The 24,352-nt window shown below is 47.0% G+C and carries 18 protein-coding genes; all 18 read right to left on the bottom strand.

Going from position 1 to position 24,352, the window contains the following annotated elements; translation table 11 throughout:
* Positions 1–24 precede the first annotated feature (24 nt).
* The gene (locus ACE6ED_RS20480) at positions 25–2,049 is read right to left on the bottom strand and encodes a right-handed parallel beta-helix repeat-containing protein (protein ID WP_410829266.1); all 2,025 of its coding nucleotides are present in this window, start codon (positions 2,047–2,049) and stop codon (positions 25–27) included.
* 147 nt (positions 2,050–2,196) lie between these two features.
* Complete coding sequence (locus ACE6ED_RS20475) at positions 2,197–2,400, bottom strand: hypothetical protein (RefSeq protein ID WP_410829265.1); 204 nt, start codon at positions 2,398–2,400, stop codon at positions 2,197–2,199.
* A 351-nt stretch (positions 2,401–2,751) separates the two neighbouring features.
* Positions 2,752–4,035: a Gfo/Idh/MocA family protein gene (locus ACE6ED_RS20470; RefSeq protein ID WP_410829263.1), complete on the bottom strand. Its 1,284-nt coding sequence runs from the start codon at positions 4,033–4,035 to the stop codon at positions 2,752–2,754.
* 29 nt (positions 4,036–4,064) lie between these two features.
* Entirely contained in the window at positions 4,065–4,916 is an 852-nt protein-coding gene (locus ACE6ED_RS20465) for a glycoside hydrolase family 43 protein (RefSeq protein ID WP_410829261.1), read from the bottom strand.
* Between the two features lie 17 nt (positions 4,917–4,933).
* A complete protein-coding gene (locus ACE6ED_RS20460; protein WP_410829259.1) occupies positions 4,934–5,767 on the bottom strand; it encodes a carbohydrate ABC transporter permease in 834 nt (277 codons plus the stop codon).
* On the bottom strand, positions 5,767–6,711 hold the full coding sequence (locus ACE6ED_RS20455; RefSeq protein WP_410829257.1) for a carbohydrate ABC transporter permease: 945 nt from the start codon (positions 6,709–6,711) through the stop codon (positions 5,767–5,769). The genes ACE6ED_RS20460 and ACE6ED_RS20455 overlap by 1 nt, the downstream gene beginning before the upstream one ends.
* Positions 6,712–6,801: 90 nt before the next feature.
* Positions 6,802–8,103, bottom strand: coding sequence for an ABC transporter substrate-binding protein (locus ACE6ED_RS20450; protein WP_410829255.1), 1,302 nt, complete (start codon positions 8,101–8,103; stop codon positions 6,802–6,804).
* A gap of 127 nt (positions 8,104–8,230) precedes the next feature.
* Complete coding sequence (locus tag ACE6ED_RS20445; RefSeq protein WP_410829253.1) at positions 8,231–9,808, bottom strand: response regulator; 1,578 nt, start codon at positions 9,806–9,808, stop codon at positions 8,231–8,233.
* Positions 9,805–11,562: a sensor histidine kinase gene (locus tag ACE6ED_RS20440; protein ID WP_410829251.1), complete on the bottom strand. Its 1,758-nt coding sequence runs from the start codon at positions 11,560–11,562 to the stop codon at positions 9,805–9,807. The genes ACE6ED_RS20445 and ACE6ED_RS20440 overlap by 4 nt, the downstream gene beginning before the upstream one ends.
* A gap of 285 nt (positions 11,563–11,847) precedes the next feature.
* Complete coding sequence (locus ACE6ED_RS20435; protein WP_410829249.1) at positions 11,848–12,009, bottom strand: hypothetical protein; 162 nt, start codon at positions 12,007–12,009, stop codon at positions 11,848–11,850.
* Between the two features lie 49 nt (positions 12,010–12,058).
* Positions 12,059–13,219, bottom strand: coding sequence for a glycoside hydrolase family 27 protein (locus ACE6ED_RS20430; protein ID WP_410829247.1), 1,161 nt, complete (start codon positions 13,217–13,219; stop codon positions 12,059–12,061).
* Positions 13,220–13,323: 104 nt separating this feature from the next.
* Positions 13,324–15,138 (bottom strand): family 43 glycosylhydrolase, encoded by a 1,815-nt coding sequence (locus tag ACE6ED_RS20425; protein ID WP_410829245.1) that lies wholly within the window; start codon positions 15,136–15,138, stop codon positions 13,324–13,326.
* Positions 15,139–15,240: 102 nt separating this feature from the next.
* Entirely contained in the window at positions 15,241–16,755 is a 1,515-nt protein-coding gene (locus tag ACE6ED_RS20420) for a glycoside hydrolase family 43 protein (RefSeq protein WP_410829243.1), read from the bottom strand.
* A gap of 363 nt (positions 16,756–17,118) precedes the next feature.
* On the bottom strand, positions 17,119–18,036 hold the full coding sequence (locus tag ACE6ED_RS20415) for a carbohydrate ABC transporter permease (protein WP_410829241.1): 918 nt from the start codon (positions 18,034–18,036) through the stop codon (positions 17,119–17,121).
* Between the two features lie 15 nt (positions 18,037–18,051).
* Positions 18,052–19,023, bottom strand: coding sequence for an ABC transporter permease (locus tag ACE6ED_RS20410; RefSeq protein WP_410829239.1), 972 nt, complete (start codon positions 19,021–19,023; stop codon positions 18,052–18,054).
* A 101-nt stretch (positions 19,024–19,124) separates the two neighbouring features.
* The gene (locus ACE6ED_RS20405; RefSeq protein ID WP_410829238.1) at positions 19,125–20,813 is read right to left on the bottom strand and encodes an ABC transporter substrate-binding protein; all 1,689 of its coding nucleotides are present in this window, start codon (positions 20,811–20,813) and stop codon (positions 19,125–19,127) included.
* Positions 20,814–20,948: 135 nt separating this feature from the next.
* The gene (locus ACE6ED_RS20400) at positions 20,949–22,670 is read right to left on the bottom strand and encodes a sensor histidine kinase (RefSeq protein ID WP_410829236.1); all 1,722 of its coding nucleotides are present in this window, start codon (positions 22,668–22,670) and stop codon (positions 20,949–20,951) included.
* A 12-nt stretch (positions 22,671–22,682) separates the two neighbouring features.
* On the bottom strand, positions 22,683–24,239 hold the full coding sequence (locus ACE6ED_RS20395) for a response regulator transcription factor (RefSeq protein WP_410829234.1): 1,557 nt from the start codon (positions 24,237–24,239) through the stop codon (positions 22,683–22,685).
* Positions 24,240–24,352 lie beyond the last annotated feature (113 nt).

Genomic DNA, 24,352 nt, shown 5'->3' with positions numbered 1-24,352 from the left:
ATTTCCTCCTTTCGCCGCTTCTATTTACAGAACGATCTCTATCGGAGCGTTATCAAAGATTTCAAACGGCCCTGGTGTTACATTTTTTTCTGGGCGCGGCTTATGAAAAAAGTCGTGGTCGAAACGGTAAGAAGATCCATCCGTTTCCTCATAGAACATCTCGGCGTGATGGCTTCTGCCAAGAAGATCCGTTGTGACTACTGTAGGAGCTGCAGCACGTATGGTTTCCGGGCTTTGAATATGCACTTGTACCCGGCAAGCAGCCGGGTCGGTTTCGATCTCGATCCCGTTGCCGACATAAACCTTTGCACCTGATTCATGGCTGCTTGGCACTGCGCCTTTCAAATACAGATTGCCTTTTATCGTAACGGGAAGTGCCATCTTATCGGGCTCCCATGGCTTTCCGGACTCCTTTAATGATGCAATTTCATCCTTGGTATATTCCCACCACTGCTTTTGATGAGAATTCGGATAGCCATTGTAACCGCCCAGCCCGACAGGATGAAGATAACAGAGAGAGTTATCTGGCACACCGTCCATCACTGCGGCGCCTCCGTAATCCATATTCTCCCTTGGCGTGAGCGGAAGATGCTCGAAGAAGGTCATAGGCTGCGGCTTTTTGCTGGGATCATCGTCACCTATAAAGATGTTATTGTAATACCTGTCGTCGCCGCCCGTGATGTTGCTGTACCCGGCAACCGCTGTTTCATGAGGCATATGGTAGGGGGTATAGCGGGTAAGTTCGGAGCGCACTACAAATCTGCCGGTAAACAGATTGTGAACAAACGCGCCGCCTTGCGCCATATTGCGGAAGTTCATAGGCGATAGGAACAAGTTATGATCTACCAGATACGGGCCGTGGCAGACCTCCACAAAGAGATCCTCGGACAGATTGTCATAAAAAATATTTCGGCTGATGCGGGTGCCCTGCGCCTGCCAATCCAGCCAAAGTGCCCGATAGGAGCTGTAGATGACATTCCCGCTAATCTGGGTATCCAGCGCGGCATGGAGTTTGATTCCCGCTACTTCTGCGCCATGGAAGATGCGTTTGTGGTGAATATTATAAATACGGTTCTGATAGATCTGGCTAAAAGCAGCGCCTAAATGTCCAACGATACCAGCCTGCTCACAATCATGAATTACGTTGTTGCGGACAATATGGCTTCCGATGTGATCCTTATGCCAATCTTTGCGCAATGCACAAAAAATCACCTCCTGCTCCCGTTGCGTTCCGCCTTTGATGCGGTTGTTCGAGTATTCGTTCTGCCCGGTAGTTATCTCTTTACCTAAGCTGATCCCTGTACATTTGGACTCGCTAATCAGGTTATTCTCAATAATCCAGCCTTTGCTCCAATGAGGACCTATAAGTCCTTCTTGCAATGCCGTTGGCGGAGCCCACTGCGGGGAAGCCTGCCGGAGCGTAAACCCTCTGACGGTTATATAGTTGCGGCCGGTTTTCTCAGGCCAAAAGCAATAAGGACGCACATTGATTTCCACATTCTCTTGGCGGGGGTCCTTGCCGCCGAAGTTCGCCCATAGGGTGGTGGTAGTTGAGCTTACTTCCGCATACCATTGCATCAACGAGTCCTCCGCATATTTGGCCTGCGGCCAAACCTGTGGATTGTGCAATTTGTTAACGCTATCAACTTCATATAGAGATTTTCCGTCAAGATACACATCCCCCAGATGCGGCTCGAACTCCCCTTCAAACAACCAATCACCGTACAATTTCGTCTGATAGGGATTGCGGACGGTAAACAAACTGTTTGGCACCTCCGTCCTCCAGACACCGTTCCCTTCGTTTTTCCAGTCAGCCACAGGCTCAGCACCCGTAATAACCACTTCTCCATCCCCGGCGGATTGGTATAGTATCCTCTGTTCCTTTGTTCCCCCATTGGCAGGGTTGATCCATTCCCTGTATACGCCGGCATGCACGGTGACGATATCTCCCGGCTCTGCTATAGCCGCAGCGCGGGAGATCGTGCGGAAAGGTTGTGCCTCTGTTCCCGGCGCTTGATCGCTTCCTTGAACTGCAACATGATATTCCACTAGATAACCACCCTTTCCTTTCATGTTTTAAGTTAACCGCTACTATGTACCTCATTTTCAGATACGGTTGCTGCCAGCGGTTAAACTCCAGAACAACTTCCATGTTGTCTACTTCATCGATTACCGGTTGTTTATCAAACACACCACCTATAGTTTATAATGCAACACTGAAGCAGCGCATTGATATATCCAGTGCTTTTGTTGATCTATCCAAAGATTAAGGAGACTATGAAAGGTTAACGAATCAAAAAGCGGTTTGAGTTTCTCCGCACAATCCGGCTTTAAGTAAACCGTATTCTCTCCAAATTCTACCCATGGCAACAACTTGACCGGCACAATTGGCTGGGTCATAGCCCGACCTCCTTTAACTTATGTTTCAGAATTGGAAAGTATCGGATAGGCACCGTGTTTTTCGGTGCCAACCGATTCCCGCATTAAACTCAACAAGTACTTTACTTTTGCTTCAGATAAGTCGTTCAGTACTTTGCAACTCTATGGTCCTTTGCAATTTATGTTCATGTGCAGATCAATGAATACTTCTTTACCTTTAAGTTCTCCATGCCTGTAATGTTGTCCTTCTGTTCGAAAATACAGCCTCAATGAGCCTGAAATTGCCTTCCGTTCGTATTCAGCCGTGCAGAGACGTTCTTCAACACGTATCACTCTAGTACCCGCAGCAAGAATAGAATTATGATCTTGCTGTCAGGTATTATGCAGGGATACAGGATACAATAAATCTCCGATGGATACCGCTCTGCCCTCACGGTTAGATACCCATACTGCTTCGCCAGCCGCTATAGAATACGCTCCTGCTTCCGCACCGGCAAGAATCTCATAGCCCCGGTGCTTGTCCGGGTGATCAAACAAGTCACGGAGCAGCACCGGATCTCCGCCGCCATGTCCGCCTTCCCCCCGCACCACGTAAATGATTTCTTTGGCTCCGAATAACGGGTAATAATCAATAGTCTGCTCGGGGACCGGGAAAGGCACGCGGCTCGGTTCATGATATTCGGTGCTTTCGATTCTTCCCAGCGTTCCATTGATGGCCAGACGGTATCCCTCATAAGGGGCCGAGAAGTTAATGGAATAGCTGAGCAGTGTTCCCTGGTCATACTTGACGGTTGCCGCGTAGGTATCCTCTATTGAAATATCGGAGTCAAATATGCAGGCGTCCGTGCGGTAATTGGTGTACTTCGGAGTCGTATTATCTTCAGCCCGCAGATGATCATCACGCACATCGGCGGCAGACCAGCGCATGACATAGCTGCAGTCCTCACGCTCCTGACAGGATTCACAGAAACGCCCGTCCCGGCGGGATGGATTATGCGGGGAGTCCGCACCGTAATAATTCAATCCGCCGAAAGCGAATACTTTTTGCGGCTTCTGGTCCAGCCACCAGTTGACCAGATCAAAATGATGGGTCGATTTATGGACAGACAATCCGCCGGAAAGCTCACGGTTTCTGTTCCATCGGCGGAAGTAGCTGGAGCCGTGAAAGGTATCGACATACCAGTTCAAATCGACCGAGGTTACACGCCCCACCTTCCCGCTGAGAATCATTTCCTTGATTCGCCGGTGGATGGGGTTATAACGGTAGTTGAACAGAACAGTTACTTTTCCTTTGCTGGCCGCTTCTGCCGCCATTACTTTAGCCGCATCAGCGGCATGGATGACCATCGGCTTCTCAGCAAGTACATCCATATCATTACGCAGCCCAGCCAATATGTAGCTGAGATGAGTATCATCGCGGCTGGAGACGATCACTGTATCGGCCCGTGTCTCCTCAATCATCCGGTCAAAGGCTTCCGGCGCGTACACCGGAACCTCAGCCAGTGCCGGAAACTGCGATCGTGCTACTTCAAAGCGCAGCGGATCACTATCAAGCAGTCCCACAATCCGATGCTGTCCAGCAAACGTGGTGAGCAGCGGCTCAATGAACATAATTAACGCCCGGTTGCTCACCCCGCAGATCACATAATTCTTCATCGCTCATTTCCCCTTCTTTCTTTACGCTATTAAAGTACTTCCGGCAGACGGAGGACGGATGCATGCCTCAGCCCGGAAGGCAGAGCAGTTTCACTGGCAGGAATGCGTTCCCAATGCTCAAGATCAGCCGATCCCATTACCGTATAGGTAGCATCTTGAAACCCGTCTGCCAGCATCACCCAACGGTAACAGGCGGCATGATTTTCCGGAAGCACGTATAAGGTTGGTCCTTCCGTAAGAGCCGGGGTCAGAAGTTCTGAGATCCGTCCAAACCGGACGCTTCCATCAGGTTCGTTGTAGACAGGACAGGAACGGATCGCTTTATACTCCGTCCCTTGAACATTACTGCCCCGTTCATCCTTAAAAAGCATCAGATAATCATTGTCCGTATCGCCTGTATCAACAATACTGGCATCAATGACATTGTATCCCGGATCAAAAAACAGAGCTGCGGGCGAAAACGATTTGAAATCCATGGTTTTACTTGACCAGATCCGGTGATTTCGCACCCCTTCGCCTACAGTGGACGACCAGATAATCCGGTAAGCTTGTAGAGATCTGTCATAGTAAGCTTCAGGAGCCCACACGTTTTGTGTTTGCGGCTGATGTTCCATGAGCGGGATCAGCCGCTCGTCCCCCCACTGCTTCAGATCAACTGAGGAGGCATAACCGATACTGCGGCTGCTCCAGCCGTCCGTCCAGAGCAGATGATAATGCCCGCTGCTGTCCAGCAGGAGAAAAGGGTCGCGGATTCGTCCCGTTCCAACACCGGATTTATGTAACGGCAGCCCGCCGTTTTTTTCACTCCAGTGCAATCCATCTTTACTTTCAGCAAGAAAAAAGTGTTCAGCATCTTCTTTAAAATAACTAAGCAGGTACACAGTGATCTCCTCCGCAATTATTTAAGTCCGCTGGTGGCCACACCTTCCACAAAGTGCTTCTGAGCGATAAAGAAAATTAGCACCGGCGGGATGATGGCAATGATCGACATGGCGAACAAGGAGCCCCAGTTAATTTGGGCGGCATTGTCGACGAACATCTGTAGTGCAAGCGGTACTGTATACTTCCGTACCTCGTTAAGATACAGCAGCTGATCGAAATAATCGTCCCAGCTCCACAGAAAAGCGAAGATGCCCATAGTGTAAAGAACCGGCTTACAGTTAGGCAGCAAGATATTATAGAACGTCCGGAATGGCCCGCAACCGTCCATAAGGGCAGCTTCATCCAGCTCCCGCGGAAATCCGCGCATGAATTGAATCATCAGATAAACAAAGAAAGCATTACTGGCCACAAAATATGGGATGATGAGCGGAAGGATCGTGTTGATCCATCCCAAATTCGAAAACATCACATATCGGGGAATCAGCAGCACCTGGGTCGGCAGCATGAGTGTTCCAAGCAGTATGGCGAACCAGATTTTTTTTAGCGGGAAATTCATACGGGCAAACGGGAAAGCCACCAGCGAGCTTGACACTAGGCAGCCAGCCACGGAGAGCAGCGAGATCAGCAGCGAGTTCAGGATAAATTTGCCGAAGGTGAAGCCGGGAACAGCTTCCCACCCTTTTGCATAGTTGCTCCACTGAAATTGGCTTGGCCAGAGACTGGTTGCCGTAAAGATTTCATCATTGGCTTTAAAGCTGCCGAGAAACAGCCAAATTATCGGATAAACCATCGTTAGTGCCATAAGGACAAGCAGGGCATTTTTGGCTACAGCCGCCGTCTTTAACTTCATTATTTCCTCCCCGCTTTCGTATCATTTTCATAATAAACCCAGCGTTTGGAAGTCAGGAAAATGATTGCTGTCACAGCTGCAATCAGCAGCAGCAATGTCCAGGAGACAGCCGAAGCATAGCCCATCCGCTGTTGCTTGAAGGCCAGATCGTAAATATACAGTACGGAGAACAACGTTTCGTCCATTGGTCCGCCTTTGGTAATAATGTAGCCTTGGGTAAAGACTTGGAAAGAGCTTATAGTCTGCAGAATAAGGTTAAACAGCAAAATCGGTGAGATCATTGGCAGTGTAATCTTGAAGAATCTGGCCATTGAGCCCGCTCCGTCGATTTGGGCAGCTTCGTAAAGGTCACCCGGAACATTTTTAAGCCCCGCCAGAAAAATAACCATTGACGAACCAAACTGCCAGACGACAAGCAGGATGAGGACATATAATGCATAGTCGGGTTGACCTAGCCATTCTTTTCCGGTAATCCCCATTAAGCTGAGAAAACTATTAAGCAGGCCGTCCAGGCCAAAAATATTACGCCACATTACCGCTACGGCAACACTTCCGCCAATTAGCGACGGCAGATAGAACAACGTTCTGTAAATCGTCATTCCCAGCGAAGCCTTGTACAGCAGAATGGCCACGAACAATGCCATAGCCAGCTTGAGCGGAACCGACAGAACGACATATTTAAGCGTAACCTCCATCGACTTCCAGAAGCGGGCATCGCCAAGCATATCCAGATAATTTTGCAGGCCGATAAAAGTGGTGCTTCTAAGGCTGCTTTCAGTCAGTGATAAATAAAAGGAATTGATAAAAGGCCATAGAGTCAGACCGAACAGTCCAATTAGCCAGGGAAGCAGGAACAGGTAGGCGATGATGACGTTTTTGGATTTGCCCGCCTTTTTGGTTTTGGCTGTAACGGCAAGATTGGGCCGGGGTTGCACAGTTTCCATCGGGCGTAAGCCCTCCTTTCTCAAGTGTGAACCGGGGGGAGGAGCAGAAGCAAAAGCTTTTTGCTCTGCTTCCTTGTGCTGTTGCTCAGGTTACTTGCCCCCGTATGCCGATTCAACCTCTTTCATTAGCTTTTTTGCCCCGTCTTCCACACTGATTTTTCCGAAGGCAATTTCCTGCCCGATCTTTTCAATCAAACCCTTCCAGCCCAGTACCTGAGGTCCGCTTGGCGGAGGCGCAATGACAACACCCTCCAGCTTATTGAGCTGCTGAATCAGGTCTATATTCTTTTTGTCTCCGTCTGCAAGATCGGCATTGGCCAGCAGTGCCTCCTGCTGTTCGGTCGTAGGAAGCACACCGCGTGTTGTTTTCAGCGCATTAGCCGCATCTGTGTCATGAACAAAGAAATTAATGAACTCCGCTACTTCCTTCGGATGTGCGGTGTTGGCGCTGGCTACGAGTACCTGGCTGGTGCCCGGCATCACGGTTCTGCCTGTCGTTGTGCTTTGAGGCATCATAATCATATTCAGGTTATTTTGAGTCTGGCTTTGCAGCCGGCTGAAGGAGCTGGTGGCGATCGGCACAAAGGCAGCTTTTCCTTTGACGAGCAGGGAGTTGGCTGAATCGTCAGAGGTTGCCGACAGGTCGGGCGGCGCTACAGCACCGGCTTCGCGCAGATCTGCCCAGTACTGGTAGTAAGCACGAATCTGCTCTTCCGTAAAGGTAAACGAGCTTTCATCGTTAGGAAAAGGCTCCGGGGCATCCAGAGCGGTTACTCCAAAGATTCGGAATACATCAAAGGCAACAGATGAATCCACTGCACCGTATACTTTGCCGCCGGATTTTTCGGAGACTTCCTTAAATTTCGCAGCCAGATCATCCCAGCTGTAAGGTGCGGTTGGCGGTTCTACACCAAGCTGATCCAGCAGCGTTTCATCATACAGATAAGCATCACCAGCCAGTCCGATATAGGCACCCACGGTCTTCCCGTCCATTGCAACCGAATCCATAATGGAATCGCTCATGCCGGTAGTATCGAGGAGTCCGTCTAGAGGAAGCAGGGCTTCTGCACCAAGGCGGACGTTGATTTCACCGGTGGATTGGAACAAATCGGGAGCGCTGTTGCCGGCAATTTGCGCCTGTAACTTGGATTCATAGCCGTCAAATCCGGAATATTCCGGTAGAATTTTGATATTCGGATGTTTTTCCTCAAATATTTTGATCGCATCAAGGGTTGCAGTATGCCTGTCTTCAGAACCCCACCAGGCAAATCTCAGCTCCACCGTCTCAGGCGCATCACTTGCTGATTCGCTTTCAGGTTGGGCATTGGAGCAGGCGGGAAGAATCAGAACCGCCGCCGAAAGCAGTGCAAGGGACCATCTTTTGAATTTCATGTTATGACCTCCATATTTGTGTTGGATTCGCTTACATTTAAAATTGTAAAGGCAAGCGCTTACAGGATGTAGATAACACTTCAACAATAAACATCACATTTCTACGGAGATCATTGTCTGCTCTTTATTACTTGTATTGGGAAGGCTTTACCCCGGCATATTCTTTAAAAAGCTTGCTGAAATAATGGGGATTTTTGTATCCGACCTGCTGCGAGACTTCATAGATGCGGCTGCCTGGAAGAAGAAGTAATCTCTTGGCATGCTCCATTCGCTGTATCATCAGATAGTCTGAAAAGTTTGTACCCATGGCTTCCTTAAAAATACTTCCAAGGTAATTAGGGGTCAGAAAGACCTTCTGCGCCAGTTCTTCCAATCGGATTTCCTCATCCAGATGATTATGGATATAATCCAGGACAGTACGTATAGCTTGGCGGTTTTTTTTATTCTCACTCTGCTGGGGAAGATCCAACAATAAGGAGTACAGCCTTTTGACGGCTTCAAACACCAGCTTAGGGTCGTTCTCGCTCTGAATACCGGCCACGATATCGGGTTCACCGGGAATCAGCCGGCCAATAGATTCGTTCCGTTCATAAAGAATTAGCGAGAGCAGCATAATCAACTCCGCGCTTAACTTGTGGATATACCTGGCAGGATAGAGATGCTGCGCTGTTCTGTACTGCCGCTGCAGATCGTCCAATTGCCCGATAACCATCTCACGGTTGCGTGCATACACGGCATTCAGCAGACGCTGTTTTTCTTTGCGCGGAAATAAAGTCCTTCCGCTTTCAAAGGGATCATCCAGGCTTGACCCGCCCCCGTGTTCTTCAGTACTACCGGAGAATAACTTGTGCTTCAGCAATTCTCTTGCTTCCTGGAAGGATTGGGGAATCTGGTAGGTTTCACCGCAGGGTTTACCTGCGGCAAAGTTCAACTGAAGCTGTTGTTTCATTTTGAACTCCTGTACAATCTTCTCTAAAACAAGTGCCGATTCGTTCATTTCCTCAGGGCTGCTAAAACTCATAATGAGAATGAAGCCGCGGTCATTATAAGCAAGGCAGACCGGATCACCGGTCTGGCGGAGTGCAGCAGAAACCTTTTGCCGGACAGTCTCCATGTCAATGTTCCAGACGCTGCTGCCTTCAATGTAACCTATCGCAGCCTGGTAAAGCGGGGCAGCCATTGGCAGGCCGACATAACGCATGAGCTCAGGCTCATAGGAGCCGTTCAGCAGACTGAACAACAACCGTTCGTAGATGAGCGGCAGCCCTTCATTTAACCGGTGTTCCACCTGGGCGGTTTCCAGAGACTGCTCCTTTTCGGTACGAATAACCTTGACAAGTCTTTCTACAGCCAGTTCAATGCTTTCGAGCTCAACCGGCTTCAGCAAGTAATCAAAAATCCCGTAACGGATCGCCTTTTTGGCAAATTCAAACTCTTCATGTCCGGTGAGCACTATGATTTTACAGGGATAACTTAAGGCCTTCAGGGCTTCTGTCAGCTCGAACCCATCCATCACCGGCATTTTTATATCAGTGAACACCATATCTACCGCCTGATCGGACTGATTTAAAAATTCGAGCGCTTCCTTGCCATTGTTGAAGGTTCCAGCTATGCTGATCCCGAAGCTCCCCCAGTCTATCGCTTCCTTTAATCCTTCCAGAACAAAATCCTCATCGTCGACTAACAGTGCTTGCAGCTGCATCATGCTGTCCCCTCTCCGTATATTTTTTTAGGGAGTCTGATCTGTGCCAGAGTTCCTTGATCAACCTCCAGGAAAGTTAATCCGAAATTATACCCGTAGTGCAGCCGGATACGCTGATTCACATTATGAATGCCATAACCAAGTCTGGATTCAAAACCCCGTTGGAGCGTGCTGTTCAACCACTCGACATCTACGCCGGGGCCGTTATCCCATACATCGAAAACGATATGGTCCCCCGTCACCCGGCCGCTTACTATTATCTTCCCTTCGCCTTTGTTTGGCCCCAAGCCATGCACAAAGCAGTTCTCCACCAGCGGCTGCAGAATAATTTTGATTGTTTCACAGGATAACAGCTCAGGTGCAATATTTTCTTCATACTCAAAACGGTCATTGTGCTTGTAACGCATAATGTGGACGTAAGCGCCCAAATGCTCCAGTTCAGCCGCAATAGTGGTCAGCTCATGTCCTTTGTTAAGACTCAACCGGAAAAATTTGCCCAAATTCGCCGTCATTTTGCTGATTTCCGGTGCCTTCAGGCGGATGGCCATCCAGTTAATCGCATCAAGTGTATTGTAGAGAAAATGCGGGTTAATCTGCGACTGCAGGGCTTTAAGCTCCATTTCCCGCAGCTGCTTCTGCTCCCTCTCACTTTCTTCCATCAGTTCATGAATTTTATCCGACATGTTCAGAAACCGCTCATTCAACTGGCCGATCTCATTGGTATAATCCGAGTCGAGCTGAATGTCGAAATTGCCGTGGCCAATCTTGTTCATCTGCCGGATCAGCCGTTTGAGAGGCTGGGTAATCGATCTGGAGAAAAGAATGACCCCGATTACGGCAAGCAAAAAGCACAGAAAGGCAACCAGCAGCAGCCTGGTGAACAAACCCGAAATCCCTTCAACAACATCCTGATACGGCTTAAACAGAATAATCCGCCAGCCGAAATCGTTAGGAGAAGTGAATATACTAAGATACTTTCTGTTTTCAATATGCGTAAAGGTATACCCCTGCAGATGATTGGCAAAGGATCGCAGCATATCATCCGTTGCGGAGTCGGAGAGGTTGCTCCCTTCAGCGTTATACATTTCGTTATTTTCATCGGTATAATACAGCTGGTTCCCTGCTGATGCTCCTTGCAGCAGATTCTGAAAACTGCCAAATTGAAGATTGATAAATACATATCCCAGACTTCTTCCCTCGTAAGCGATTTCATGGAAATACGTCAAAATTTTCGGATTGTATCCGTCATTGCGCATATCATTGGAACGAGGCGGAATAAAGCCCTCTTTCCGCCCTGCTACATAAGCCCACATCGGCTTGTCCACAATTCTGTTCATTTCATACAAACCGTTTGGGTTAGAGTAATTGTAAATACTGAGCTGGTCGGTAACGATAATAATTTCACTGATGTCAGATCTTGAATAGGCAGCATTGGAGAGAATCCGTGATGCAGCACTATTGCTTCTGATCTGTTCATAAGTGTCTGCCGTACTCCCCCGGACCAAAATGCCTGTAATTTCGGGATTGATGACAATAGAGAGTGCTGTTGACCGGATAGAAGACATACGCTGGTTCAATAGAGAGTTGACCTGCTCCAGTTCCGCCAGTGAAGCTTCGCTAAGCTTGGAAGAGATCAGCCTGGAGGTCGAATAGTACATGACGATACTCAATAATCCCATCAGCAATAAAATAAATAAACTGAGCAAAACAACAAGCGTAGGCTGCAATCTGCGTTTTTTAAACCAGCGTATGTGCATAGGTTTCTCCTAACTCAAAGGATTGTCGATTTAGTCGCCTTGAAAAGCGGCTTTAAGAATAGCATCTGATTTTCAGGATGGCCAGTAATAATTTGACTCTTTATAGAATAAAAGCACCCTGCCCGCTTAGGGAAGGATGCTGCAATATATCCAGGTCTATGATCTAGCAACACTATTAATTATAAAACATCATGTTACTGTTTCGTATATCACAATTCAATAAAAACTAACAAAAATCTTGGATTTGGAGTAAGATTCGGGTAATTATTGCACATTCAAACCAACTTAGCGGAACAGCACACATTTCCCGGATTCACGGAAATACTTAATCAGCTGCTCAATGGGGCCGCGTCCGCAGTTCAACTGCTCGCCCAAACAATCTATACATAAAAAGTCTTTAGCGTTTCGCGTTACAAGCTTCAGGTAAATCGCTACATCATCTGTCATTAAGGGGACTCCGCATTCTCTGCATGTTCTGTTTATGCTCATGTTATCATTACACCAATTTAGCCCGCACAACCAAACAGTCATGAGCTGGAACCACAGGGGCATATCTTTCTTTAAATACGCCGATTTCCTTGTGCTCCCAGCAATCATATAACGACAGAGATCTACCTGAAGCATAAGGCAGCCCGACATCCCAGAATTGTAATGAGATTTCCCTTTGACCGTCACTCAGATTGAAGAAGCCGATCGCAAGATCTCCGTCGGATAATACCTTTACCAGCATGAACACATCATCCGCATGGAACCACTGAGGTTCCGGCTTAATGCGGTAAGCACCACGGCATTCCACATCCTGATTAATAGCGAGCAGATTTCTGTTCAAGAGAATATCCTTGGTTTGCTGGTTTGCTTTGCGGATATCGCAGCCCATCATCAGGGGCGAACCCATCATGCTCCATATAGAAAAATGGGTCTTATACTCCACATCGTTGCACCCGCCAATTTGACTTCCAATAAAACCGTCGTTGCTTCCTCCATACATGCCGACCACCAGCATATCCATATCATTATGGCAGTAGGATCCTGTAAAGCTCGCTTTACCGAGCTGTGACAAGGTTAGCTTTTTAATGGATTCCCAGTTGTCCTGTATGTCTCCCGTGGACCGGTACATATGTGCGCCGGATTCGCGAATCCAGTGATATACGTTATCTTCGCCCCAATTACATGCAGAGAACAAGATATCTCTTCCGCAGTTTTTAAGTGCCAAGCTCATTCGTTTATACAGCAGCTCCCCCGAAATCTGTCTGGGTTTGAAGCAATAATCGTACTTAAGAAAATCCACGCCCCATTCTGCCAGTAACTCCGCATCCTGAAATTCATGTTCAAAGCTCCCCGGATACCCTGCGCATGTATGGGTACCTACACAAGAGTACATCCCGAATTTCAGCCCTTTTGAATGAATATAATCTGCAAGCGCCTTCATTCCATTCGGGAATTTAACGGGATCTGCAACTAATTTTCCCTCCGCATCTCTTTCTTTCAGACTCCAGCAGTCATCGATCACAATGTACTCATACCCGGCATCCTTGTATCCTTCTGCAACAAAGGTATCGGCGGCTTCCCGAATAAGCTGCTCATTTATATCCCATGTAAAGGTGTTCCAGGAGTTCCATCCCAAAGGCGGTTTCAGACCGAGCAGATGATCGTTCATTTTATTGTACATCCCTTCTTGTGAGTTATTGTAATTTCCGGTTGCTCCAGTATTAAGCAGAAACAGAAACTGCATCTCTTAACCTTTTAAGTCTGGTCTGCTGGTTAGTTCACAATCACTTCTACGGATACTTTCTTTAGCTCCGGATTCAAATCCTTATCCTCCGTCATATTTAGAACCGGCATACCATCAATGTCAAAATGCACACGGCGCAGGCCTGAACTTCTGGGTCCGTCAATTCCCGGTCTTGCGTGATAGGCGTTCCATAACGTTCCATCTTCGTCTGTCACATAGGATGTATGCCCCGGTCCATATTCCCCCGGCACACTTCTGGAGGTTAGCAGCGGATAATTCCCTTTGGACCAACTGCGGATGTCCAGCAAATCTGCATCTTTTTCGGCTGTTAAGAGACCCACAACATAGGTTGCATCCACCGCTGCGCTGGAAAAGGTCAGAAATAATTTGTCCCCGGTATAGATGGCAAACGGTCCTTCATCCACAAAGGTGTGATTATTAGCCCAGCCATAATCTGGTTTTGTCAAAAGTACCGGGTCACTGGTCAGCTTCCACGGCTCCTGCGGGTCGATGGTCGCGATATAGATCCAGGCCCCAAGATCGACCGGCACGAACTGGCGCTCCGACCATGCGGCGTAATAGTTCCCGTTCCATTGAATTACGGTCATATCAAGGGATATAGTTTTGCCCGCTTCACACAAGTATGTACCGTCTTTTTTTACTACACGCTCAGGCATCGACCAGTCCGCAGCTTGCATCGGATCTCCGCCCGCCCGCAGCTTCATGACATGTGCTTCTTCATGCAGGAATTCCCCCGGTGTCGCTGCATGAAAGATATACAGTTCATCCCTGATGATGTGAATTTCCGGCGCCCACAGCAGTCCGCCTATGTGCCCGTATGTAACCGAATCCAGAATTAAGACTTCTTCGGCATCCGCGAGCCCGGGGATCGTATCGGCTTCTCGCATAAACAGCGTGTGATTTTGGTCCGCATCATTGGTGGCAATGAAATAATACTTTCCTTTCCATTTCGCAATGCAGGGGTCCGCACGGTCGAACACCATTGGAAAGGGGTAATGATCCTGATGAACTTCACCCGAAATATTATAGATTCCGGCCTTGCCCCAATCGATGTTATCCGTATTCCAATTTACTCTTTTGAGGGCTTTAGTACCGTCACTATACAGAGCAGTTGCCCGGAGGGATTGTAAATCCTCTTTTGATGCCGCCGATACTCTGTCCGGGATTTCAATAGCGATGTTAGTTGGAACCGTAAGCTTGCAGTACAGCCTGTGGGCTTTTTCCTTGGAGACCATAATGCTGTTCCGCGGCAGAATCCCTTCGATATCGGCAGGTATATTTTCCAGCGAAAAAGGCTGGGCCGGCTCAGGTGCTGTGACCCCCTCCAAGCTCATAATATCTGCTATAAAATTTTGATAGCCGTTCCCTTCGCCGTCGATCCAGCGGATCAAGTAGCCATTCAGGTCAGCATAAAATTCACACGAAACGTCGTTTACAAATGTATCTGTCTTAAGCTCCAGCAGTCCAATCTCTCTATATTGAAGCAAATCGCTGGAAGAGAACAGCAGCACTTTTCCCTTGCTCTGTAGATCAGCCTCACCGTTCGCCTCAGTCCGCACTGCAATCACCCCGAAACCTCCTTCGCAGGTGTGGAACAGATAAGGATTCTTCAGGCTTTTGGCGCAGAGTGTACCGTCTTCATTCTCTGTGGCCTTGGCGAATAAAACACCAGAATTATGATTCAGTTCCTGAAATTGAAGCCCGTCGTTACTCAAAGCCAAGTGCATGCTGTGCGCCAGCTTCGGTGCGTATATCATCTCTTCCTGCGGCAAGCGGGTATAACACAGGACATAGTTGCGATCATCATTTAGTTGAGGTTTCATTGCAAAGCGGCTCCTTCCATGCAAAAAGCGGTCCTGTTTGGCCGCCCTTTGCACTATGATTGATTGTGATAGGATCATGCTCTCTACACTTGCAAACCGGGACTAACGCTGCCTGGTGTAATGGAAATAATCGAAATCTGCATAACCGCCGGGCTGGCGGGTTGTATAATTGAAAAGTCCGATTCTGTATCCCATAAAATGATCCAGTGTGTATTTCATATGCAGCGTCCGGCCGATCGGGATCCACACAGCCCCGTCTCTTGAATAGTAGAACTTTGCCTCGTCCAGGCTATCCTCAAAATTGAAATCAATTTTGAGATAAACCTGTCTACCAGTGAACATAACACGTTCTACTGTCTCTTCGTGACCATCGCCGCCGTTGACACACATGTCGATGCTGAACTGGCCCTGGTCCCCGGCTTCGATCCTAATAGTGCCAAATCTATTCTGCAGCGCCACCATGCCTGCCCGGTCGCCCGGCAGCATGCCGGAGAGATCCACCACCGTCTCCGCGCTGCAAGCCGGACCCTCCGTTCGTTGGGTCAATGTATTGCGCGCCCGCAGGATGCTGTCTGCCGGTTGGCCCGTGCGGAGACGCAGATAGCCCGGGCGCTCCGTGACTGACCACAGCCTGTTGTCCGGGTTATGATTCCACTGCCAGTTCAATGCCAGCTTGTTCGTCTCATAGTCGAATTCATCACTGATGACAAGCGGCTTTGGTTCCGCAGCAGGAAGCTTTGTCTTAAAGATTCGTGGTGCCGTACCCTTATCCCCGATGACTGGCCAATCGTTAACCCAGCTCACAGGAAGCACGCAGGGAATCCGCCCGACAGCATCATGATCCTGGAATAATACGGCATACCACTCCTTATCCGGAGTATCTACGATACCGCCTTGCGCCACACCATTATTATGGTAGCCCAGATCATCGTCCAGAATTATTTTGAGTTCATAAGTTCCCAGAAGCTCACTCGAACGATAGCATAGCTGACGCCTGCGCTGATTCCCGCTTCTTGGCCATTCAATAAAAAATAAATAGTAGTAACCGTTCAGTCTGTAGGCATGACAGCCTTCGATCCGAAGTCCAATGTCTGTCCGTTCGCCTTCGAGCAGCAGCTGATCGGTTCCACCCGGCTTCACAGCGGTAAGGTCGCCCGTTAACTCCTTAATGCGGATATCACCATTACCATAGATTACATAATTACGGCCATCGTCATCCAGCAGCAGGCCGGGATCATGGTAAAGCCCCGGGATGACCGAACGCTCCCAAGATCCATGTTCAATATCTTTTGTACGATAAATATAGAACTGGTTCATATCGTTAGAGGAAAAGCAAACATAAAATGTCCCCTCTTTATATTTAAGGGAGGCTGCCCAGGAGCCCTTGCCGTAAATGCCTTTTCCGTCCAATAACCGGTGGGCATCGTTATCCTCCAAGGTATCATATACGTAATTTACAATTTCCCAATCGCTAAGGTTAACGGATTTCATAATCGGACAGCCCGGCATAGAATGCATACTGGTACTGACCATGTAGAAGTTAGACCCTACCCGGATCACGTCAACATCCGGTACATCGGCCCACATGATAGGATTCGTTATGGTAGTGGTATTCACGTTCAACCCCCTAAAAAATATTAAATATTCAATAAATTGTGTGCCAGTCCTGAATCATAATGATTATAGTCAGATGCTTACAATGAAGTCCATGATGTATAGGCATTTTAAGTTGATCTATTCTAATGTTAATAATGGCCGCATACTCCCCGGACCTGGCAGCCTTGACGAGTTTACTCCTTCTGCATAGTTCTTTTATTGTTTTCGTTTATGACTTTGTGGTGTTGTTTTTTAATTGAATTTTGCGCACTCCATTGACATAAAAAATAACGCCTCTTAGACCGCAACAGGTAACCCAGCGTGTAACTCCAAACGCTGTCCTAAGAGGCGTATTTAACAATTATAAGATATCATTATTGAGAGCTACCCTTTTACTCCTCCGACGGTCATCCCCTGAACAAAATATCTCTGGAGAAACGGATACACCATTAATATAGGGATACTTGCGATGATTGTCATCGTCGCCCGTAATGAAGTAGGCGTAACCCTTACATTGTTTCCTGCAGACTGGTAGGCCTCCACCGCTCCTGCAGTAGCAGACGTGTTGGTTGTCTGTAGAATTTTCATCAGCTCATACTGGAGTGTACTCAGGTTGATATTCGATGAATTATACAAAAATACATCAAACCAGGAATTCCATTGTCCTACTGCAGTAAATAAAGATACTGTCGCCATGGCTGGAACGGTTAGCGGCAATACTACACGAATAAAGGTTGTGAATTCTCCGGCACCATCAATTCGGGCCGATTCGAGAATCCCTTCAGGCAGGCCTTCAATAAAGGATCTTACGACAATCATGTTAAAGACTCCGATAATACCCGGAACAATATAGACCCAGAAGGAATCCGTTAAACCCAAATTGCGGATCAGCAGATACCCGGGAATCAGTCCGCCGCTGAAATACATCGTAAATACGAAGAACACAGTAACGAACTTACGCAGTACAAATTCCTGCCGGCTGACTGTAAAAGCCAGCATCGCCGTACAAAAAACAGATACCGCTGTCCCGATCACGGTGCGCAGAAATGAGATTAAGGTTGCATGGTAAATATCTGATTCTGCGAAAATGAATTTATAATTGTTCAAAGTCCACATTCTCGGCCACAAATAAATACCGCCTCTTACGGCATCGTTCGCATCATTTAGAGAAACTGCGATCATATTAAGGAATGGATATATAGTAACAATCATCAGACACACCATGAAAATAATGTTGCATATATCAAATATGCGGTCTCCAAGACTGGATTTGCGAAAACGGGCCGTTTTCCTTACTTGCATGACATAAACCTCCTCCTAGAATAATCTGCTTTCTCCCATCCTCTTAGCTATATAGTTGGCTGAGACCAGGAATATAAAGCTGACTATGGTTTTGAATATGCCTGCCGCAGTCCCCAAGGAGAAGTTGCCCATCCCCAAACCATACTTCAACACAAAGATGTCCAGATTTTCCGAATAATCAATATTCATCCCGTTGCCCAATAAGTATTGCGGCTCAAAGCCGGATTCAAGAATATTGCCCAAATTCATAATTAACAGGATTATGATCACCGGCTTGAGTCCGGGGAGCGTAATGCTCAGCATCCGCTGGAAGCGGTTCGCTCCATCGATTTCAGCCGCCTCATATTGGGACGGATCAATCGCGGTAATGGCTGCCAAATAGATAATGGTGTTCCAGCCTACATCTTTCCAAACTTGTGTCGCTCCGAGAATTCCCCAGAAATATTCTCCTTTGCCCATCCAGAGCACCGGCTTATCAAGGATATGCATCTTTGTAAGCAGCAGATTGATGATGCCGTCCGGGGATAACACAGTTAATACGATACTTGAAGCGACAACCCAGGAGATAAAGTGAGGTAAATAGCTTACGGTCTGAACCACACGCTTAAAAAGAATATTTTTCAGTTCATTCAGCAGCAGCGCTAGCGTGATCGCTGTAACAAATCCCAGCACTAATTGAATGGTGCTCATCACCAGGGTATTTCTTAGCACACGATAAAAGGTACTGTCTTCAAATAGTATCCGGAAGTGCTTTAGTCCTACCCATTCCTGTTCCGAGAAACTCCTAGCAGGCTTGAAATTCTGAAATGCCATAGTCCAGCCCCAAAGCGGGAGGTATTTAAACACGAAGGCCCAGATTACAAAAGGTATACACATAAAGACCAACGTTTTTTGCTGGACCAGACGTTTAAAAAACGAATGGGTTTTATTTAAGCCCGCTCCATTATATTTTGGCGGCGGGTTTAAGGCAGTAATGGGTTTCTCCACTTGTTCTCTCCCTTCTCCATCTCGATTGGATAATGCCGGGAATTGAAAACAATAGATACTATCAATCCCCGGCTCATGAGAGTCTGGCACAGTCTTTTAAATCACCATTTGCCTGCGATCCGGTCCTTCACCTTTTTAGTGATGAAATCCTCATACGTTTTCTTATCGAGCTTGTTGAACTGGCTCATATATTCCTCCCAGTTCTTCTCGAAATTTGCAGGATTGTCTAATATCATGGAAGGCAGAAATTTACGCTGCAGATCATCTGCTTTGGTTATAAACATCTGTTCAGGCGACCCCTGTTCCAGCGCAATGGACCAGGCAGGCGCCCACGGGCGCTCGTCCGGAGGGCTGAAGAGCTCACTAAAGGTCTGCACATCATATTTTGCAAGCAGCTCCTTGTCACCTTCTGTATATCCGTAAGTTGCTACCTCCGGCTGGTTCCCAGGCCCATAGGAATTGCCATCCTTCAGTACGGAGTTGTTACCATACCGCGGCCAACTGTAATTGAAGTAGTCAAACCCGAATTTAATGCTCTTTTCCGGATCCTCATGCATTTGACGCTGTTCCTCATTGGCATAAGTGAACCGGCCGTTTTCGTCAACCGTATAGGTCTGATCTTTGATCCCCCACTGTACCAAAATCTGATTTTCCTCTTTCAGCAGGTTATCGAAATACTTGATAATACGGACAGGATCTTTGGCATTTACGGTGATACCTATCCCATAGTTATTTACAAAACCCGGAGGGTCGATATATTGATCTTTGATATCCTTGTCGAAAACGATTGGCAGCGCGACATAACGCTTGTCATCATTGCCTGCTTTCTTCAGGTTGTTGGTTGCATCTCCAACCTGCCAGGAATAGCTGAAATAACCAAGCACACGTCCGGAGGTCAACTTGGCTAAATACTGGTCTCTGTTCATAGTGAAGGATTCAGGATCGACCAAACCCTGACTGTTAGCCTCATTCAGCTTCTTTATCCATCTTTTCTGATAGTCCGATCCTCCCACCAGCTTGGCTTCATGTGTCTCCATATCCACGATGGTACTGCCGTCATTAGGATAGCCTGCCAGGTGATTTGCTGGATTTTGAAGTGTAAAGAAACTGCCCTGCTCTCCTGCAAAGGTAGCGAAGCCAATAGTATCCTGACCGTCTACCTGGGGATGTTTCTCTTTGTACTGCTTGATCAGATCAAAATATTCGTCAAGTGTTTTAATCCTAGGGTAATTAAATTCTTTCAGGACTGCGCGCTGGATATAAAACCCCGTCTGAAAATTTGGCTCGGAGACGTACCCGATGTTGGCATCATAGGGGAAGAAATAAATTTTTCCGTCTTCCTGTCTGAATTTGTCAAAGTAAGGTCCATAAACACGCTTAATATTGGGGCCATACTTTTCAATTAGATCATCCAGCGGAATAAAAGCTCCTGCGTCCATGAGTTTGGCCATTTGGTTGCTGGAGTCGATGATATCAGGATAGTCTCCGCTGGCAATCATAACCCCTGCTTTAGTGTCACCATCACCGACCAAATATTCTATGTTCCAGTCAACTCCGGTTTGGTTTTGTAATTCTTTGCCGATGGTTGTTTCACTAGCCAAAACTTGCTTTTTCGGTGCGCCAAAGCTGAAATACTTGTAGGTAACCGGAGAAGTATCTTCGCTGCCCGCTGAGTTCCCGGACCCTGCTGCACTATTTACCGATGAGTTATTGCTGTTACCACTACAACCTCCCAAGACTGCCGTCAAGACGAGTGCCAGACCGGCGGTTAGAAATTTACTTTTTAACATTTCCGTCCCATTCCCCCTTAGTATTTAAAATTATTCCAGGCTTGCAAGCACTTACAATATAACAAGAAAACGCTTACCTGATTACCCGCTAAACCATACCTTGTACTTAAAAAAACATATTCCTCTTGCTGTGTTCTAGAGGTTTGATTCGATTAGCGGAAGAGAAATTTCTATGAGGGTACCTTCCCCTTCCCCGGTATGGATAGCGAATTCAAAGCGGTTCTGGAAACAGAGCTTTAAACGGTAATAAGCATTTTTCATTCCGACGTGCTCGCCCATATCGTCACTTTCTTTCAGATAACACTGTATTTCCCTTAGCTTATCCGGAGGCATCCCGATTCCGTTATCTTCCAGTTTGAAAATAAGCCGGTCACCCTGCACAGTTACAGAGATCAATATAATCCCTTTATCCGGGCTTGATTCGATCCCGTGGATACTGGCATTCTCGACAAATGGCAGCAGTACCATCTTCGGAATCCGGTGTCCGAGCGCTGCTGGGTCCACTACAATGCTGTAATCCAGCTTATCTCCAAAACGGTATTTCTGGATCTCCAGAAAGCTGCCGATAAGCTCCAGCTCCTCACGCACGGTAACAAAGTTCTGACTCCAGGAAATGGATTTACGAAACATCTTCGCCATATGCTGAATGATATTTGCAGTCTCTTTTTCCCCTTTGATGAGGCTTCGCATGCGGACCGATTCCAGCGAATTGAACAGAAAGTGGGGGTTGATCTGGCTGTAAAGAGCATGCAGCTGTGCTTGCTGCTGCCGCAGCTCGAGATCCTTTTTTTCAATATCCGCAATGTAAACTTCATTGATCAAACTGTGGATCGTTTCGGTCATCCGGTTGAACTCCATTGTCAACTGGCCGATCTCGTCTCTGGATTCTTCGTGGGGAATCGTCTGAAAGTTCTGCGCTTTTACCTTTTTCATATGCTTGAGAATCCGTACCAGCCGTACGTGGATCGACCTTGACATGGCCGCAATAATGATGGAGGGAATGATAAAGTTAATGCTAGCCAGCCAAATGACGGAAATACGCGACTTCCGGACGTCTTTCAGAACGATTTCTTCGTCCATAACACCTTCCAGACGCCACCCCTCCAGATAATTGATTCCTGTGTAGGCGGATTTAAACGTAAGCGAATTCTTAGGAAGAGGAATATCCTCAAAAGAAACTGCATCCGGTATTTCCGTCTTATCGTTCCGATACTGCACTTTTCCCTGGGGGTCCACCAAGTATACTTTGCCGTTAAATCCGCTTGTTTGGAATAATTGTTGGATTCGTTCCATATTAAGATCAATTTTGACGAGCTGTTCGATGCCGCTCGTATAGTAATTATTTAATTTTTGAATAAGGCTGAGCTTCTGCTCGGAATAGATGAGGGTTGGATAAGGAGTGGAATAAGCTTTGGACTGTTTATACCAGTCAGATTGACGGATTTTGTCCGTTAAACGCTCAATATTTCCGGAGGACAACACGGTTGGGTTGTCAGTATAAACCTGATACCAGTGAACCCCTTGTGCATTTTGATTGGCAAGTGCCCCGCGTAAATAAGAATTAAAGGTTTCCACATAATCCATATCACTTGTAAATTTGCTAGCAATGGTTTTATTAAAAATGGAATCGGCATATAGCGAATAAGATAAACCTACCCCCTGATCGATATTTACCTGCAGATCGTTTTTAAGATTATTTAGTGCCATATCTGCGTCACGAACCTTTTGATTCCGTATATTTCCGGTTGTGACATTATAGAATACGACATTAGTGAGAACAATCGGAAGGAAAACCGACAGCACGTACATCAGCAGCAACTTGTCACGCAATTTCATATAATTCAGGAATTTATTCATATGGCAACCCCGCTATTCTTTTTCAATAAGCATGTTCCTGTATTCTGTCGGTGACACCTGTTCCAGTTTCTCAAACTGGGTCACGAAATAATCGGAACTTTGAAAACCGACTTTCTCTGCAATCTCGTAGATTCTCATGTCGCTTTGACGAAGCAGCTTTTTGGCTTCCTCTATTCTGAGCTCAAGCAAATATTCGTTAAAATAGACGCCGTATGTTTTACGGAAAAGCCGTCCCAAATATACCGGATTCATGTAAAACTCAGCGGCTATACTTTTAAGACTGATATTTTCTCGGTAATGGCTATCGATGTACCGTTTGATAGGCTTAACTCCACTACGGCTATGCGCCTTACGAAGCTGCCCGATATATTCTGCCGCTTCCTGTACAGCCAGGATAAAATTTTCCTTAAGCATCTGCAGGCTCCACTGCTCATTATTTCTTTCAGCGAGCTCTTTAAGTCTCAGGATATCCTCTTCGCTGCCTTCCATCTCCTTTATTACGCCAAGGATTCCCGTCATACATCTGGAGAGGGAGCCTGTAACGGCCTGTGCAGTGAAACGCTGCTCTTGAAACAACCGGAACATATTGTTTATAGTCTCCAGGTAATCGTTGCTGCTTCCCTCCTCAAGTTGAGTGATAAGTTTATTGGTCAGAGCAGGATTCATATCGAAAACATATAGCGGCTTGTCTTTGACATAGGAGTACATAATAACCCCGGAGTTCTCGGCATATTTGTGACGTGCTGCTTCGTTTGCTTGCGAAAAAGAAAGGTGAACACGGCTCAAAGTATCGACAGGATTACCTGCATAAAGACTTAGCCTCATATTCAACTGATCTGCTAAACCGGAACGAAGCGTTTCCATATGTATGATAAGGCTGCCCTCATCTTCTATTTTTCTGGCTGAGCAGAGCAGCATTCCGAATACCCCCGGCTGCTGTTCATGCGCAATGATGCGGGTACATGGAATTTCCAGAGACTGAAGTGTCTCTTGAAACTGCTTCATAGTAACCTGCTTGTCAAGTAATCCCGTATGAATCTCGGCAACGGCGTAAAGGAAACCTCGAAATCCTTCCAGCTCCAGCGCTGCGGCAAAGGATTCAGCCTCCTCTCCCATAAGATGGCTTTGTACAAGCGCTTCCAAAATTGCACTGGTTGCGAGATCAGCGTTCGTTAGTGTGGCGATTTTTTTCCTTCCCAAGAGATAAGAAAGCTTCCGTACAGTTGCGGTCATTTCCTCTTCATCTATGGGCTTTAGAATATAATCGTGAACACCATACCGCAATGCCTGCTGAGCATACTTGAAATCGTGATAACCGCTGATAACGACGAATATCAAATCCGGGAAGGAAAGTTCTTTCACACTGCGGATCAGATCCAGCCCGTCCAGGATAGGCATCCGGATATCTGTAATGACCAGATCAGGCTCATGCTGTCTGATCATATCCAGCGCTTCCGCCCCATTGTTTGCCTCTCCCACTATATTGAATTTCAACGTTTCCCATGGGATCAACTCCAGTAGCCCCTTACGGACATATATCTCATCGTCTACCAGCAATACTTTAAACATGATTTTCCTCCTTCTGATAAAAAAATGGTTCCCGTCGGCAGAACCCGTTCGTCCTCTCATAATACATGACTGAATTCACATTTTATAGATTTCCGTCAGATCAGGGTTCTGCT

This window comes from Paenibacillus nanchangensis, from assembly GCF_046543445.1.
Taxonomy (GTDB): Bacteria; Bacillota; Bacilli; order Paenibacillales; family Paenibacillaceae; genus Paenibacillus_AQ; species Paenibacillus_AQ nanchangensis.
The sequence above is the reverse complement of the archived record's forward strand: the minus strand, read 5'-3'. Positions and strand labels throughout refer to the sequence as shown.